General features: G+C 67.3%; 14 protein-coding genes. 7 read left to right on the top strand and 7 right to left on the bottom strand.

The genetic code is table 11. The features are described from left to right. Positions 1 to 153 precede the first annotated feature (153 nt). The 5 genes from AM2010_RS05905 to AM2010_RS05885 all read left to right on the top strand — a co-directional run bounded on the left by AM2010_RS05905 (position 154) and on the right by AM2010_RS05885 (position 4,570). The gene (locus AM2010_RS05905; protein ID WP_047806278.1) at positions 154 to 1,125 is read left to right on the top strand and encodes a cysteine desulfurase family protein; all 972 of its coding nucleotides are present in this window, start codon (positions 154 to 156) and stop codon (positions 1,123 to 1,125) included. A 13-nt stretch (positions 1,126 to 1,138) separates the two neighbouring features. Further along, positions 1,139 to 2,218, top strand: coding sequence for a cysteine desulfurase family protein (locus AM2010_RS05900; RefSeq protein ID WP_047806277.1), 1,080 nt, complete (start codon positions 1,139 to 1,141; stop codon positions 2,216 to 2,218). Positions 2,219 to 2,220: 2 nt separating this feature from the next. Next, the gene (locus tag AM2010_RS05895; protein ID WP_047807745.1) at positions 2,221 to 2,550 is read left to right on the top strand and encodes a 2Fe-2S iron-sulfur cluster-binding protein; all 330 of its coding nucleotides are present in this window, start codon (positions 2,221 to 2,223) and stop codon (positions 2,548 to 2,550) included. 66 nt (positions 2,551 to 2,616) lie between these two features. After that, positions 2,617 to 3,414, top strand: coding sequence for an alpha/beta fold hydrolase (locus AM2010_RS05890; RefSeq protein WP_047806276.1), 798 nt, complete (start codon positions 2,617 to 2,619; stop codon positions 3,412 to 3,414). Further along, positions 3,407 to 4,570 (top strand): PAS domain-containing sensor histidine kinase, encoded by a 1,164-nt coding sequence (locus AM2010_RS05885; RefSeq protein WP_047806275.1) that lies wholly within the window; start codon positions 3,407 to 3,409, stop codon positions 4,568 to 4,570. The genes AM2010_RS05890 and AM2010_RS05885 overlap by 8 nt, the downstream gene beginning before the upstream one ends. 57 nt (positions 4,571 to 4,627) lie before the next feature. Here AM2010_RS05885 and AM2010_RS05880 read toward each other — a convergent pair whose 3' ends face one another. Further along, the gene (locus tag AM2010_RS05880) at positions 4,628 to 5,170 is read right to left on the bottom strand and encodes a type 1 glutamine amidotransferase domain-containing protein (protein WP_047806274.1); all 543 of its coding nucleotides are present in this window, start codon (positions 5,168 to 5,170) and stop codon (positions 4,628 to 4,630) included. 100 nt (positions 5,171 to 5,270) lie between these two features. Here AM2010_RS05880 and parC point away from each other — a divergent pair, with 100 nt between their 5' ends. Next, the gene (parC, locus tag AM2010_RS05875; protein WP_047806273.1) at positions 5,271 to 7,568 is read left to right on the top strand and encodes a DNA topoisomerase IV subunit A; all 2,298 of its coding nucleotides are present in this window, start codon (positions 5,271 to 5,273) and stop codon (positions 7,566 to 7,568) included. Between the two features lie 249 nt (positions 7,569 to 7,817). Here the strand turns inward: parC and AM2010_RS05870 are convergent, their stop codons facing one another. The 6 genes from AM2010_RS05870 to AM2010_RS05845 all read right to left on the bottom strand — a co-directional run bounded on the left by AM2010_RS05870 (position 7,818) and on the right by AM2010_RS05845 (position 12,753). After that, positions 7,818 to 8,363, bottom strand: a complete 546-nt coding sequence (locus AM2010_RS05870) for a hypothetical protein (RefSeq protein WP_047806272.1) — start codon at positions 8,361 to 8,363, stop codon at positions 7,818 to 7,820. Between the two features lie 246 nt (positions 8,364 to 8,609). Beyond that, on the bottom strand, positions 8,610 to 9,800 hold the full coding sequence (locus AM2010_RS05865; protein WP_047806271.1) for a CCA tRNA nucleotidyltransferase: 1,191 nt from the start codon (positions 9,798 to 9,800) through the stop codon (positions 8,610 to 8,612). Beyond that, the gene (locus AM2010_RS05860) at positions 9,793 to 10,398 is read right to left on the bottom strand and encodes a CoA pyrophosphatase (RefSeq protein WP_047806270.1); all 606 of its coding nucleotides are present in this window, start codon (positions 10,396 to 10,398) and stop codon (positions 9,793 to 9,795) included. The genes AM2010_RS05865 and AM2010_RS05860 overlap by 8 nt, the downstream gene beginning before the upstream one ends. Beyond that, complete coding sequence (locus tag AM2010_RS05855; protein ID WP_047806269.1) at positions 10,395 to 10,943, bottom strand: DUF1285 domain-containing protein; 549 nt, start codon at positions 10,941 to 10,943, stop codon at positions 10,395 to 10,397. Before AM2010_RS05855 ends, AM2010_RS05860 begins: the two co-directional genes overlap by 4 nt. 34 nt (positions 10,944 to 10,977) lie before the next feature. Continuing rightward, positions 10,978 to 11,508 carry a GNAT family N-acetyltransferase gene (locus AM2010_RS05850; RefSeq protein WP_047806268.1) on the bottom strand — a complete coding sequence of 177 codons (531 nt, stop codon included), beginning with the start codon at positions 11,506 to 11,508 and terminating at the stop codon, positions 10,978 to 10,980. Between the two features lie 93 nt (positions 11,509 to 11,601). Beyond that, the gene (locus AM2010_RS05845) at positions 11,602 to 12,753 is read right to left on the bottom strand and encodes a PQQ-dependent sugar dehydrogenase (protein ID WP_236699422.1); all 1,152 of its coding nucleotides are present in this window, start codon (positions 12,751 to 12,753) and stop codon (positions 11,602 to 11,604) included. Positions 12,754 to 12,793: 40 nt separating this feature from the next. Between AM2010_RS05845 and AM2010_RS05840 the strand changes: the two genes are divergently transcribed. Next, a complete protein-coding gene (locus AM2010_RS05840) occupies positions 12,794 to 13,429 on the top strand; it encodes a ribonuclease HII (RefSeq protein WP_047806266.1) in 636 nt (211 codons plus the stop codon). The last annotated feature ends 44 nt before the right edge of the window (positions 13,430 to 13,473 follow it).

Genomic DNA, 13,473 nt, shown 5'->3' with positions numbered 1-13,473 from the left:
TGGCGCGCGCGAGGTGCCGGGCTATATAGTGCGCCCGAGCAAAATCGCAATCACCGCGGCACTTTCCCGCCTAGCGAGAGACATCCGATTTCCGACCGCATCTATCTCGATCATGCCGCCACCAGCCCCCTCCGGCCCGAAGCGCGGGCCGCGATGGAGGATGGTATGCGGCTTTGGGCCAACCCATCCAGCCCCCATGCCGAAGGGCGCAAGGCCAAGGCCGCGCTGGAGGATGCGCGCGAACGGGTGAAGCGCGCGCTGGCGTGGGAGGGGGAAGTGATCTTCACTTCGGGCGCGAGCGAGGCGCTGGCGATCGCGCTGGGTCGGGCCAAGGCCGAGCGGCGCGCGGTCAGCGCCGCAGAGCACGACGCGGTGTTTCGTGCCGCGCCCGATGCCGCGGTGCTGCCAATGCACGAAGGCGCGGTGGAGACTGCCGCGCTCGATACGGTGCTGGCGGGGGAGGGCAGATCGCTTGTCGCCATCCAGCATCTCAATCCCGAAACGGGGACGATCGTTTTGCAACAGGCTGCTGCGGGGGAGCGCGTGCGCAGCGCGGGCGGGCTGCTGCTTGCCGATTGCGCGCAGTCGGCGGGCAAGATCGCCTTGCCCGATTGCGACATGGCGGTCGTGTCCGCGCACAAGCTGGGCGGCCCGGTGGGCATCGGGGCGCTGCTGGTGCGCGACTTCGCGCTGCTGGAGCCGGTCGGCGGGCACGAGCGCGGCTATCGCCCCGGTACCGAGAACCTGCCCGCGATCATGGGCTTTGCCGCGGCGCTCGACTTTGCCGGCGACTGGCGGACCGACGCTGCCGAGCGGGACGCCTTCGCCGCGGAGCTGGCCGGGGTCCGCGTTGCGCCGGGCGGGGAGCAGGCGGCCCATATCCTCGCGCTCGCCCATCCGTCGATGAGCGCGCAGGCGCTGCTGATCCGGCTTGACGCGATGGGTTTCGCGGTTTCGGCGGGCAGCGCCTGTTCCTCCGGCACATTGAAGAAAAGCCGCGTTCTCGATGCTTTCGCGGTGGCGGACGATGTCGCGGCGCGCACGATCCGCGTCAGTCTGGGCTGGAGCACGACGCAGGATGAACTGGAACGCTTCGCGGCGGCATGGACATCGCTCTGCCGATGACTATGGCAGGCCGATGATCTATCTCGATTATCAGGCGACCACCCCGCTCGCGCCCGAAGCGCGCGAGGAAATGCTGCGCTGGCTCGACGGCCCCGAAGGCACGGCCTTCGCCAATCCCCACAGCCCGCATCGAATGGGGCGGCAGGCGGCTGCCGCGGTGGAGGTGGCACGCGATCGCGTCGCTGCGCTTCTGCCGCCGGGCGGGCGGGTGATCTTCACCGGCAATGCCTGCGAGGCGGTGAACCTCGCCATGCGCGGATCGGCGGCGCATCGAAAGGCGGGGATCGCCCTGTCCGCCATCGAACATGCGGCGGTTCGCGATACCGCGCTGGCCTTGGGCCAGGCGAGCGAGATCCCGGTTGATGGCGAGGGGCTGACCGATCCTGCTGCCGACCTGCCCGCCGATATCGGCCTGATCGCGGTCATGGCGGTCAATAACGAGATCGGGACGATCCAGCCGGCGGCCAGGTGGGCGCAAAGGGCCCGCGAACAGGGCGCGCTGTTCCTGTGCGATGCGGTCCAGGCCTGCGGCAAGATGGACGTGCCCGCCGCCGATATGATCGCGATCAGCGCGCACAAGATGCACGGGCCGAAGGGGATCGGCGCGCTATGGGTGCGCGACGGGCTGGACCTCGACCCGCAAGTCACCGGCGGATTGCAGGAAGGCCTGCGGTCGGGAACGCTCAGCCCCGCGCTCTGCGCCGCTTTCGGCGCGGCGGCGCAAGTGGCGAAGGATCGGCGGGAAGACGACGCGGCCCATATCGAAACGCTGTGGAACCGCGCGCGCGAGCTGTTTTCCGGCTGGACGCTCAACGGCAGCGCCGATGCCCGCTGGCACGGCAACCTTTCCATCCGCCGCGAGGGGCTCGATGTCGCCCGGCTGATGAGCGAATGCCGCGAAGTCATGTTCTCCGCCGGATCGGCCTGCGCCAGCGGTTCGGGCAAGACGAGCCACGTGCTGAAAGCCATCGGCCTCTCGGATGCGGAGGCGAAGACTGCCATTCGTATCGGCTTCGGCCGCTATACCACGATCGAACAGCTTGAAAGCGGGGCGGAGCAGATCATCGCCGCGGCGGAGGCGCAGGGGGTGTGAGCGTGCGGGTGCGGTTCGTTTCGGCGCGCGGCGCGGTGACCGAAGCCGAGGGCGCCGAAGGCACGCCCCTGCTCGAACTGGCGCAGGCCGCAGGGATGCCGCTGGAGGGGACATGCGAAGGGCAGATGGCCTGTTCCACCTGCCACGTGATCGTCGCCGCCGAATGGTTCGCCCGCCTGCCCGAAGCGAGCGAGGAGGAAGAGGACATGCTCGACCTCGCCGCCGGGGTCCAGCGGACCAGCCGGCTTTCCTGCCAGATCCTGCTGAGCGCCGAGCTTGACGGGCTGGAAGTCCAGATCCCGTCCGAAAGCCGGGATATGAGCGTATTGTGACGCCGCTCTATCCCCGCGAGCGGGACTGGCTATCGCTTTCCTGAACAAGTCGTTACATAGCGGGCGATGGGCCCAACCGAAGTATTCCGCCGCAACAATGTCCAGATCTCCGGCACGGGGGCGCGGACGATGGTCTTCGCCCACGGGTTCGGCTGCGACCAGACGATGTGGAAAGATGTAGCGAGCGCGTTCGCGGACGATTTCCGCATTGTCCTGTTCGACTATGTCGGGGCAGGGCAGTCCGATCTGAGCCAGTACGATTCCGCGCGATACGGCTCGCTCGACGGCTATGCCGCCGACGTGGTGGAAATCGGCCGCGCGCTTGCGCTGGAGGATGCGATTTTCGTCGGCCATTCGGTCAGCGCAATGATCGGCGCGCTGGCGGGAATCGCAGCGCCCGGGATGTTCTCCGACCTCGTGATGGTCGGCCCTTCGCCGCGCTATATCGACGATGGCGATTACGCCGGCGGTTTCTCGCACGACCAGATCGAGGAACTGCTGGAGTTTCTGGCAGAGAATCACCTGGGCTGGTCGACCGCGATGGGGCCGACGATCATGGGCAATGCCGACCGGCCCGAACTGGGCGAGCGGCTGACCAACAGTTTCTGCAACACCGATCCCGATATCGCGCGCGAATTTGCCGGGGTCACGTTCTTTTCCGACAACCGCGACGATCTGGCGCGGGTCACCGCGCGCACCCTGGTGCTGCAATGCCGGGAGGATGTGATCGCGCCGCAGTGCGTCGGCGAATATGTGCACCAGAACCTGCCGAACAGCACCTTCGTCATGCTCGATGCCACGGGCCACTGCCCGAACCTGAGCGCGCCAGACCAGGTTATTGGAGCGATCCGCGCCTTTGTCTGACCCCGCAGCAGCCCACGACGACCCCCCGGCGGAGGACCTGAAGGACCTCTACGACAACGCGCCATGCGGTTACCTGTCGCTTTCGCCCGATGGCCGGATCGTCAAGATGAACAGGACCCTGTGCGACTGGATCGGGCGTAACGATGATGCGCTGCTCGGCCACACGGTGCACGAGATCCTGAGCTTCGGCGGGAAGATCGCCTTCGAAACGCACCTCGCCCCGCTGCTGCGGCTTCAGGGGTTCGTGCACGAAATCGCGCTCGATCTGGTCGATGCTGGAGGCAACAAGATACCGGTGATCGCCAATGCGGCGGAACGGCGGGGGGAGGGGGATCGGCACCTGTTCACCCGCCTCACCGTGTTCAAGGCGGTCGATCGGCGAACGTTCGAACGCAGCCTGATAGAAGCACGCATCAAGGCCGAAACGCAGGCGAAGAGCGAGCACGAGGCGATCGAACTGCGCGATCAGTTCATCGCCGTGTTGGGCCACGACTTGCGCAATCCGCTGGCCGCGCTGGAGGCCGGCACGCGCCTGATCCGGCGATGCGAGGGGCTGGGCGACCGCGAGCATCTGATCCTGCGCGAGATGGACGGCAGCATCGTGCGCGCCAACCGCCTGATCGACGACGTGATGGATTTCGCCCGCGGCAGGCTCGGCGGCGGGCTGGCGGTGCAGAAGATCGCCGATGCGCCGCTGCAGGAAACGCTGGAGCAGGTCCTGGCCGAAAGCCGCGCCATCGCTCCGCGCCGCGAGTTTCAGGTTTCGATGGCGCTTGATCGGGCAGTCGACTGCGACCCGGCGCGGATCGGTCAGCTCGCGTCCAACCTGCTCGGCAATGCCATTTCGCACGGTGCCCCGGACCTGCCGATAGTTCTGGAAGCGCACACTACGAACGACGAGTTTCGTCTGTCGATCGCCAACGGCGGCGATCCGATCCCGGCGGATGCGCGCGATCGGCTGTTCGAGCCGTTCTATCGCGCCGATTTCCGCGAAGGGCAGAAAGGGCTGGGCCTCGGCCTGTTCATCGCCAGCGAAATCGCGCGGCTGCATGGCGGCGCGCTGGACGTCGTCTCCGACGAGAACGAAACGCGCTTCACCCTGGCCATTCCCCGACGCGACCCGACCGCGATCGAGGCGGGCAAACCGGCCGCGTGAGAAAGGGCCCGCCGCGCACTGCGACGGGCCCGTTCAGATAGTTGCGGAGCGGCCCGGTCAGGCGGCCTGGCGTTCCTGCCCGTCTCGCAACCGGGCGATGATCGCTTTCGAAAAGGCGGGAATATCGTCCGGTTTGCGGCTGGTGATGAAAATGCCGTCTTCGGCGACTTCCTGATCGACCACATTGGCACCGGCGTTCTTCAGGTCGGTGCGGATCGAAGGCCAGCTCGTCACCGTCTTGCCGTCGATCAGACCGGCTTCGGCCAGCAGCCAGGGGGCGTGACAGATCGCCGCGACCGTCTTGCCCGCGTCGGCAAAGCGGCGGACCAGCGCCACGGCGTCATCGTTCATCCGCAGCACGTCCGGGTTGATCTGGCCGCCGGGCAGGACGAGCGCGTCGTAATCGCCGACTTCGACTTCGCCCACGGTAAGATCGACCTTGACGCTCTTGCCCCAGTCCTTCTGATCCCAGCCGCGAATTTCGCCATCTTCCAGACTGGCGATGGTCGTGTCGATTCCGGCTTCCTCCAGATTGTCGCGGGGGCCGAGAAGTTCGGACTGTTCGAAGCCGTCGGTGGCGAGAATGAGTGCGCGTGCCATGGGAAATTCTCCTGTCGTTTCCATTTGCCCCGTCAACGCGTGGGGAAAGCGCGCGGTTCCGCTCTTCTAGCTAGCCCGTGGCGCTGCTAGGACCAGTGGCATGGCCACCATTGAAGACGAAAAAGACCCCTTCGACGCGATCGTCGATGCGCCGTTCGATTCCGCGCTGGAAGAACGCTATCTGGTCTATGCCCTGTCGACCATCACCGCGCGTTCGCTGCCCGATCTGCGCGACGGGCTGAAGCCGGTCCATCGCCGGCTGCTGTGGGCCATGCGTCAGCTCAAGCTGAACCCGACCGATGCGTTCAAGAAATCCGCCCGGGTGGTCGGCGACGTGATCGGCAAGTATCACCCGCACGGCGATGCCAGCGTTTACGATGCGATGGTCCGCCTCGCGCAGGATTTCGCCCTGCGCTATCCGCTGGTGGAAGGGCAGGGGAACTTCGGCAATATCGACGGCGATAACGCCGCCGCCTACCGCTATACCGAAGCGCGCCTGACGAAGACCGCCCTGCGCCTGATGGAGGGGCTGGACGAAGGGACGGTCGATTTCATCCCGACCTATAATGGCGAGGAAAGCGAGCCGGAGGTCTTTCCCGGCCTGTTCCCCAACCTGCTTGCCAATGGGGCCAGCGGGATCGCGGTGGGCATGGCGACCAACATCCCCAGCCACAACGTGGCCGAAGTGATCGACGCGACGCTGGAACTGATCGACAATCCGCATGTCGAACATGCCCGGCTGATGGAGCTGTTCCAGGGGCCGGATTTCGCCACCGGCGGGCTGGTGGTCGACAGCCCGGAAGCCATTGCCCACGCTTATGAAACGGGCCGCGGATCGTTCCGTATTCGCGCCCGGTTTCACGCGGCGGAGGCGGAGAAGGCCGAAGATCGCGACGCGGGGATAGAGCGGCTGGGCGGCGGGCAATGGCAGCTCGTCGTCAGCGAAATCCCCTATCAGGTGCCCAAGGGCAAGCTGATCGAACAGGTCGCCCAGCTGATCGCCGACAAGAAGCTGCCGATCCTGGAGGACATCCGCGACGAGAGCGACGAGAACATCCGGCTCGTCTTCGTGCCGCGCAGCCGCAATGTCGATCCCGAACTGCTCAAGGAATCGCTCTACAAGCTGAGCGACCTGGAAACGCGCTTCGGCCTCAATCTCAACGTGCTCGACGTGTCGGACGGCATGGGCCGAACGCCGATGGTCATGGGGCTGAAAGAACTGCTGACCCGCTGGGTGCAGAGCCAGATCGACGTGCTCCAGCGCCGCAGCCGCCATCGGCTCGACCAGATCGCCCGCCGGCTGGAACTGGTCGAAGGCTATATCGCCGCCTTCCTCAATCTCGACCGGGTGATCGAGATCATTCGGGGGGAGGACGAGCCGAAGCCGGTGATGATGGCCGAATTCGAGCTGACCGAGCGGCAGGCCGAAGCGATCCTCAACATGCGCCTGCGGTCCCTGCGCAAGCTGGAGGAAATGCAGCTGCGGCAGGAAAAGGCCGACCTGCTGAAGGAACAGGAGGAGCTGGAAAAGCTGCTCGGCAGCCCGGCCCGCCAGCGCACCCGGCTGAAGCGCGATCTGGCCGCGCTGCGCAAGGAATATGCCGAAGATACCCCGCTCGGCCGCCGTCGCACGACGATCGCCGAGGCCGCCCCCGCGGTCGAGTTCAGCATGGACGCGATGATAGAGAAGGAACCGGTCACGGTGATCCTGTCGCAGAAGGGCTGGATCCGCGGGGCCAGGGGGCACGCCGATCTCGACAGCGACTGGAAGTTCAAGGAAGGCGACGGGCCGGCCTATGCGCTCCATGCGCAGACGACCGATAAACTGCTGGTGGCGGCGGACGACGGGCGGATCTTCACCCTCGGTGCGGACAAGCTGCCGGGCGCGCGCGGGTTCGGCGAACCGATCCGCAATATGATCGACATGGACCCGGAGGCGCAGATCGTGGGCCTCGTCGTCCATCGGCCCAAGGGGCAGCTCCTGCTCGCCGCGACGACGGGCAAGGGCTTTGCCGCCGCGACCGAGGAGATCCTGGCCGAAACGCGCAAGGGGCGGCAGGTCGTCAACCTCAAGGGCGGGGCCAAGCTGCGCGTGGTGCGCGAGATTGCCGATGCACACGATCACGTCGCGGTCGTCGGCGACAATCGCAAGCTGGTGGTCTTCAATCTCGAAGAACTGCCGATGCTCGCGCGGGGCCAGGGGGTCATGCTGCAACGTTATCGCGACGGGGGGCTGAGCGACGCGACGACGTTCACCCTGGCCGATGGCCTGAGCTGGACGATGGGCGGCGAAACCGGGCGCACCCGGACGGAGAACGAGATCTGGCAATGGAAGGTCGCGCGCGGCGCCGCCGGCCGCCTGCCGCCGCAGGGCTTCCCGAAGGACAACCGGTTCTAGCGCGGCCATTGTCGCGGTCGCTCAGGCGGCCAACCTTGCCTGAGTCCCTGCGAAGGCAGGGATCTCGGGCCGCAGGCGCTCCGCCCGATGGCCTGAGACCCCAGCCGTCGCTGGGGATCGGCGAGGGGGCAAAGGTTGGTAGGGGCGCAGCTCTCTTCGACTTTGTGACCGCTACGCGTATCGCCAAACAGAAAAAGGGCCGGCCGCGCCTGTGCGCGACCGGCCCCGGTTCGGCATGAAGCCTGTGTCTTAGCGGCTGCCCTCGGCAGCACCCTGGCCGCCCTGCGCGGCAGCGGTCTGCGCGGCGAGAGCCTGCTGGATCTGTGCCTGGGTGAACAGAACGATCAACTGGCCGCTCTGGTTCACGGCGAAGTGTTCGCGCAGCAGGTTCAGGTCGGTATCGGCACCGGTCACGATCACGTTGTCGCCTTCGACGCTCTTGACCACGCCGAGCTGCTGATTGTCGGCCGTGATGACCGCCGCGGTGGCGACCAGTGCGGCATCACGCTGGGCATTGGCGGCAGCGAGCTGTTCGTCGAGCATCTGATCGAGCTGAGCCTTGGTCACCGTAATCGTCGGGCCCTGTTCGCCTTCGCCGAAGGCGTTGGCGGGCAGCGGCGCGCGGTGCTTGCCGGTGTTCACGGTCACCACGCCTTCAGCAACGTTCTCGATCGTGCCGACCGAGTTGCCTTCCGGGCCATAAACCGTGGCACCGACCGACACGCCCTGTGCATGGGCGGCGGTGGCGAGACCGGCGGCGGCGATGGCGGTGATGGCCATTTTCGAGAACTTCATAAATTCAAACTCCGTAATAGTGAAAACTCAATATATTCGCTCACGCGCGCTGGGCCCGCGGGAAATAGACCGTCATGGAATACGGGTGCGCTGGAAGTGTCGAAACGCCTTCCGCGCCGTGCCCCGCTGGAACAGCAGGAACCCGATACACCCTGAAAAGGGCGAACGGCTCCATCGCAAGCGAGGCGAGCGATGGCAACAGTCTCCGTATAGAGAGGTCGACATTAAACCACGATGAAGCAAGATTCAGAAAGTGCGGAGTATCTCTTCTACGATACGGTTCACCCGATCACGCGCCGGAAAGCCTTCGGCGATCCACTTCTGTTCCACTGCGCGCAGGATGCGGGCGACATCGGGGCCGGCGGCGATTCCGCGGGCGACGATCTCCCCGCCTTTCAGCGGCAGCGCGGGAACCTCCCAATCCATCAGCGGCGCAATGTCGCCCCCGTTGATCAGCAGCCGGTCGACCGCGCATTCGCGCCCTTCGCGATAGGCAAGGCCACGCGGATCGTCGTGGTCGGCGGCGGTTCGTGCGGCGGCGCAGGCGATCCGCTCGCGCTGTGCTCTCGACAGCCGCAGGCGCGAGGCGACCGTTTCGGCGACCGGAGGGAGGGCAGGCAGCAGCGCCGACAGCCGGCGCACGGGATCGCGCCGCACACCCGCCGAGTGTTCGGCGGAAATGAGCCGTCGCAGCGCCTCGATCCCATGCTGCCCCGCTTCGGGCAGGATCACGGGCAGAATGCCGAGTGCAAACATCCGCGCCACGGTGTCCGCCGGATCGGGCAGCGCGAGGAGGTTAAGCAGCTCCGCCGCGACCCGTTCTCGCGACAGCCCTTTCAGCATCGGTGCCAGTTCGCCGCAGGCCTCTTCCGCCTCGGGATCGAGCGTCGCACCGAAGCGGGCCTGGAAACGGAAATAGCGCAGGATGCGCAAGTGATCTTCGCGAATGCGCTGCCGCGCCTCGCCGATAAAGCGCACGCGGCGGGCTGCCAGATCCTCCAGCCCACCGAACCAGTCGAAGATCTCGCGCGTGTCGGGCGCGGCGTAGAGCGCGTTGATCGTGAAATCGCGGCGCGCGGCGTCATCGCGCCAATCGCTTGCGAAGGCGACGGTGGCGCGGCGCCCGTCGGTGGACACGTCGCGCCGCAGGGTCGTGACCTCGACATTCCCTTCGGGCAGAACCGCGGTGACGGTGCCGTGCTCTATGCCGGTGGGAACCACACGAATGCCCGCCGCGCGCAGCCGGTCGATTACCGCATCGGGCGTGAGCGGGGTCGCCGCATCGACATCGTTCACGGCATCGCCCAGCAGGGTATCGCGCACCGCGCCGCCGACCCAGCGCAGGTTCGCTGGCCCGATCGCCTCGACCAGCGCGGCGAGATCGGCCCGCTGGGTCCAGCGCGTCTGGGGCAAAGTCCGGGGCAGGGCGTCAGGCATCGAACAGGGCCCGGTATTCGATCCGGCGCGACAGGTTGGCGATGATCGCCGCCGTCACGCCCCAGATGCGGAAACCTTCGTGATGGTATTCCAGATATCGCCGGGTCGCCCCGTTCCAGAACACCTCGTGCTCGGTCCAGTTATCGCGGTCGAGCATGATGTCGAGCGGCGCCTCGAACCACGCCTCGACCTCGCCCGGATTGGGCACCAGCGGCAGATCGGGCGGGACGACGCCCAGAACCGGCGTGATGTCGAAACCGGTGCCGGTCTGGTAACGATCGGTCGCGCCGACGATGCGGACCTGCGCCCGCTGCATCGCCAGCTCCTCCTCCGCCTCGCGCAGGGCGGCCTGGATGGCGTTTTCGCCCGGGTCGATCTTGCCGCCGGGAAAGGCGACCTGGCCAGGGTGATTGCGCATTCCGGCGGGGCGCTGGGTCAGGATCACGCCGGGGGCCGGGCGATCGGTGACCGCGATCAGCACCGCAGCATCGGCCGTCCGGTCCGCATCGGCGAAGCGTTCGTCCGACAGGAGATCGGGAATTTCGGCCCGGTGCCCCTGTTCGAACAGGGTCTGGAGCCGGTCGAACAGCGCGCTCATTCCGGCATCAGCGAGAACGCCTCGCCGCCGCTCGTCACTTGCGTGCCGTCGCCTTCGGTCAGCGCGATTTCGGCGAGTTGGAGCCAGGTGCTCCGGTTCAGCCGCGCCTCGCACCCGCGCCGCACGCCGAGGTAGATCGCCGGATTGTCCGCCGTGCCGGCGGCGCGCAGGCGGTGGTCGGGGCCGGCGATCACGAGGTCATCGGTATTGAGGCGGAAGGCCAGCCCGCCATCGCGGCGCACGACATCGGTGGCGATGAAGGCCGCGTCCTCGACCTCTATCGTCAGCTTCTCGAACGGGGTGACGAGCCAGTGCCGACCCGCCGCATCGCGCGTCAGCAGCCCGGCGAAGGCGCGCACCATCGCCTGGCGCGCGATCGGGCTGCCTTCGTGCAACCAGCCGCCATCGGCGGCAATGCGCATCGCGCTGTCGCCGGTCTTTTCGGGGTTCCACTGTTCGACAGGCGGCAGCTTGCGCTGCGCGACCTGTTCGGCAATCTGATCGAGCGTCAGGCCCGCGAGTTCGGGAGGCGGATCGTAAGGCATTGTGTCCCGGCGTTGGCAGATTGCCGGGGACGACTCAATCCTCGGCGCGTTCGCTTGCCGTTTCGCGCCACGGGCCCAGCATCCCTTCTGCCGGCAGAATCGCGGGGTTATCGCACCGCACCAGCAGGCGGGCGGGGTCGAAGGGGCCCGGGCAATGCCATCCGGCCGTCGGCGCGGCGCTGAAGCCGAAGAAGCGGCCATAGTAATCCGCATCGCCGATCATCACCTGCGGCAGGGCGCCAGCATCGAGCGCGCCGAGAGCGGCCAGCATCAGCGCCTTGCCGAACCCTTCCTGCTGCCGTTCGGGCACGACCGCGACCGGGCCGACCATGATCATCGGGTGCGCGCGCCCCTCGGGATCGGTCAGCGCGACCGGCCATAGCTGGATCGTGCCGACCAGATACCCCTCGTCATCCGCCGCGGCGAAGCTGAGCGCGGGCAGCCAAGCCGTCCCCTCGCGAATGCGATAGGCCGTGCGCGCGTGCCGGTCCGGGCCGAAAGCCCGGTCGAGCAGTTCCTCGACCAGTGCGGGGTCGATGGAGCCAAGGGGTACTATCGTTGCCATTGGCGCGCGCGGTTAAGCGCGGCGCGCGGCGGAGTCGACCAATTTCGCCTTGGGCCTGCCGCTGCCCGCCTTTGTCGGGCAGAGCAATCCGGATCAGCCCGGCGTCACGCGGATCAGGCGGCCGCTGCCGTCTTCGAGGATCCACAGCGCGCCATCGGGCCCTTCCACGATCTCGCGAATCCGGTTTTCGGAGGCCACTCGCGCCGCTTCGCGCGCGCTTTCGCCGTCAATCGCGACGCGCACGATGCCCGCCGGCTTCATCGCCGCGATGATCGCCTGGCCTTCCCATTCGGGCCACAGCTTGCCCGAATAGAACAGGAAATCGCCCGGTGCGATCACCGGGGTCCAGCCGATTGCCGGGGCGCGGAATTCGGGGCGGGTCGCGTGGGCGGGGATGGGGTCGCCGTTATAATGCTCGCCATCGGATACGACCGGCCAGCCGTAGTTGACCCCGCGCTCCACTAGATTCAGCTCGTCGCCGCCCGCCGGCCCGTGCTCCAGATCCCACAGCCGCCCCTGGGCGTCGAACCTGAGGCCGAGCACGTTGCGATGGCCATAGGACCAAATCTGGTCGGACGGGCTGCCGCGGTCGGCGAAGGGATTGCCCGGTGCCGCCGCGCCATCCAGCGTCAGCCGCAGGACAGAACCAAGCGTGTTCGAAAGGTCCTGCGCCGGCTCCATCTTCTGCCGATCGCCCGAGGACAGGAACAGGTGCTGTCCATCGGGCGCGATCGCGATCCGATGCGAATAATGCCCGCGGCCGGTGACCTTGGGCTGCTGGCGCCAGATCACCTCCAGCCCTTCGACAGCGCAGGCATCGGCCCCATCGCAGGCCAGCGTCCCTTTGCCCAGCGCCGCGCCGCGCGTGTCGCCTTCACCGGCTTCGGCCCAGGTCAGATAGATCGTGCGGCTGCCCAGCGTATCCGCGCTTTCCGAAGGCAGGAACGCCACGTCGCCCAGGCCGCCCTGGCCGCCATAGTCGACATCGGGCATTCCGGCGACCGTGCCGGTCCGCCCGGTCGCGGTATCGACGAATTTCATCGTCCCGCTCTTCTCGGTTACGAACAGCATCGCGGTGCCCGGGGCGAAAGCGGCGGCCCAGGGCTCGTCGAACGTGCCGAAGGATCGCGTTGCGAAATCGGCGCTGTCCAGCACTGACACCGGCTCGCCCGCGTCGCCGGCGGGGGCCGCGGTCGATCCGGTTTCCCCCGACGGTTCGGCACTACAGCTTGCGGAAAGCAGCATGCATGGTGTTAGGAGGGTGGCAAGGATCGCGGTCTTGGTCATGTTCAGTGCAACTCCCCATCGGTCATTTGGCTCCGCGCCGCTGGTTGTCGGCGTGGACGAGGCCGGTCGTGGCCCGCTGGCGGGCCCGGTTGTGGCCGCAGCCGTCGCGCTGTGCAAGCCGCGACCGGCGGGGCTGGACGATTCCAAACGCCTCCGCGCCCCCTCGCGCGCCCGGATCGATGAAGCGATCCGGCGGCGCTGCGCCTGGGGCGTGGGCGTGGTGGAAGTCGAGGACATCGACCGCCTCAACATTTTCGGCGCAACGATGCTGGCGATGACCCTGGCGGTCGCCCGCCTGGCCGAAGCCCTTGCGCGCGAGCCGGACGAAGTGCTGGTGGACGGCAACCTGACCCCGCACGGGCGCCGCGCCGAATGGCGCTGGCCCGCGCGAGCGATCGTCGGCGGCGATGCGAAGGAACCGGCCATCTCCGCCGCCTCCATCGTGGCCAAGGAATGGCGCGACCGGATGATGATCGCCGCCGCGCGCGAACATCCGCATTACGGGTGGGACCGGAACAAGGGTTACGGCACGCGCGACCATGTCGAGGCGCTGCGCCGCCACGGCCCGACCCCGCTGCACCGCCGCAGTTTCGCGCCGGTCGCGCAGATGGAACTGTTCGACATTTCGGTGTGACGTTTTCTGTCGGAACGCCGGTTCCGTGGCCCAAACCCGGCCCA

Source organism: Pelagerythrobacter marensis (assembly GCF_001028625.1).
Classification (GTDB): Bacteria; Pseudomonadota; Alphaproteobacteria; order Sphingomonadales; family Sphingomonadaceae; genus Pelagerythrobacter; species Pelagerythrobacter marensis.
Note: the sequence above shows the minus strand (reverse complement) of the source record. Positions and strands in the feature narration are given on the sequence as shown.

Bases quoted from the DNA above. Each gene is read 5' to 3' on its own strand.
- AM2010_RS05865 (WP_047806271.1), bottom strand. From the start codon at position 9,800: ATGCCTGACGCCCTGCCCCGGACTTTGCCCCAGACGCGCTGGACCCAG.
- parC (WP_047806273.1), top strand. From the start codon at position 5,271: ATGGCCACCATTGAAGACGAAAAAGACCCCTTCGACGCGATCGTCGAT.
- AM2010_RS05845 (WP_236699422.1), bottom strand. From the start codon at position 12,753: ATGCTGCTTTCCGCAAGCTGTAGTGCCGAACCGTCGGGGGAAACCGGA.
- AM2010_RS05900 (WP_047806277.1), top strand. From the start codon at position 1,139: ATGATCTATCTCGATTATCAGGCGACCACCCCGCTCGCGCCCGAAGCG.
- AM2010_RS05840 (WP_047806266.1), top strand. From the start codon at position 12,794: ATGTTCAGTGCAACTCCCCATCGGTCATTTGGCTCCGCGCCGCTGGTT.
- AM2010_RS05855 (WP_047806269.1), bottom strand. From the start codon at position 10,943: ATGCCTTACGATCCGCCTCCCGAACTCGCGGGCCTGACGCTCGATCAG.
- AM2010_RS05850 (WP_047806268.1), bottom strand. From the start codon at position 11,508: ATGGCAACGATAGTACCCCTTGGCTCCATCGACCCCGCACTGGTCGAG.
- AM2010_RS05880 (WP_047806274.1), bottom strand. From the start codon at position 5,170: ATGGCACGCGCACTCATTCTCGCCACCGACGGCTTCGAACAGTCCGAA.
- AM2010_RS05860 (WP_047806270.1), bottom strand. From the start codon at position 10,398: ATGAGCGCGCTGTTCGACCGGCTCCAGACCCTGTTCGAACAGGGGCAC.
- AM2010_RS05870 (WP_047806272.1), bottom strand. From the start codon at position 8,363: ATGAAGTTCTCGAAAATGGCCATCACCGCCATCGCCGCCGCCGGTCTC.
- AM2010_RS05905 (WP_047806278.1), top strand. From the start codon at position 154: ATGGAGGATGGTATGCGGCTTTGGGCCAACCCATCCAGCCCCCATGCC.
- AM2010_RS05890 (WP_047806276.1), top strand. From the start codon at position 2,617: ATGGGCCCAACCGAAGTATTCCGCCGCAACAATGTCCAGATCTCCGGC.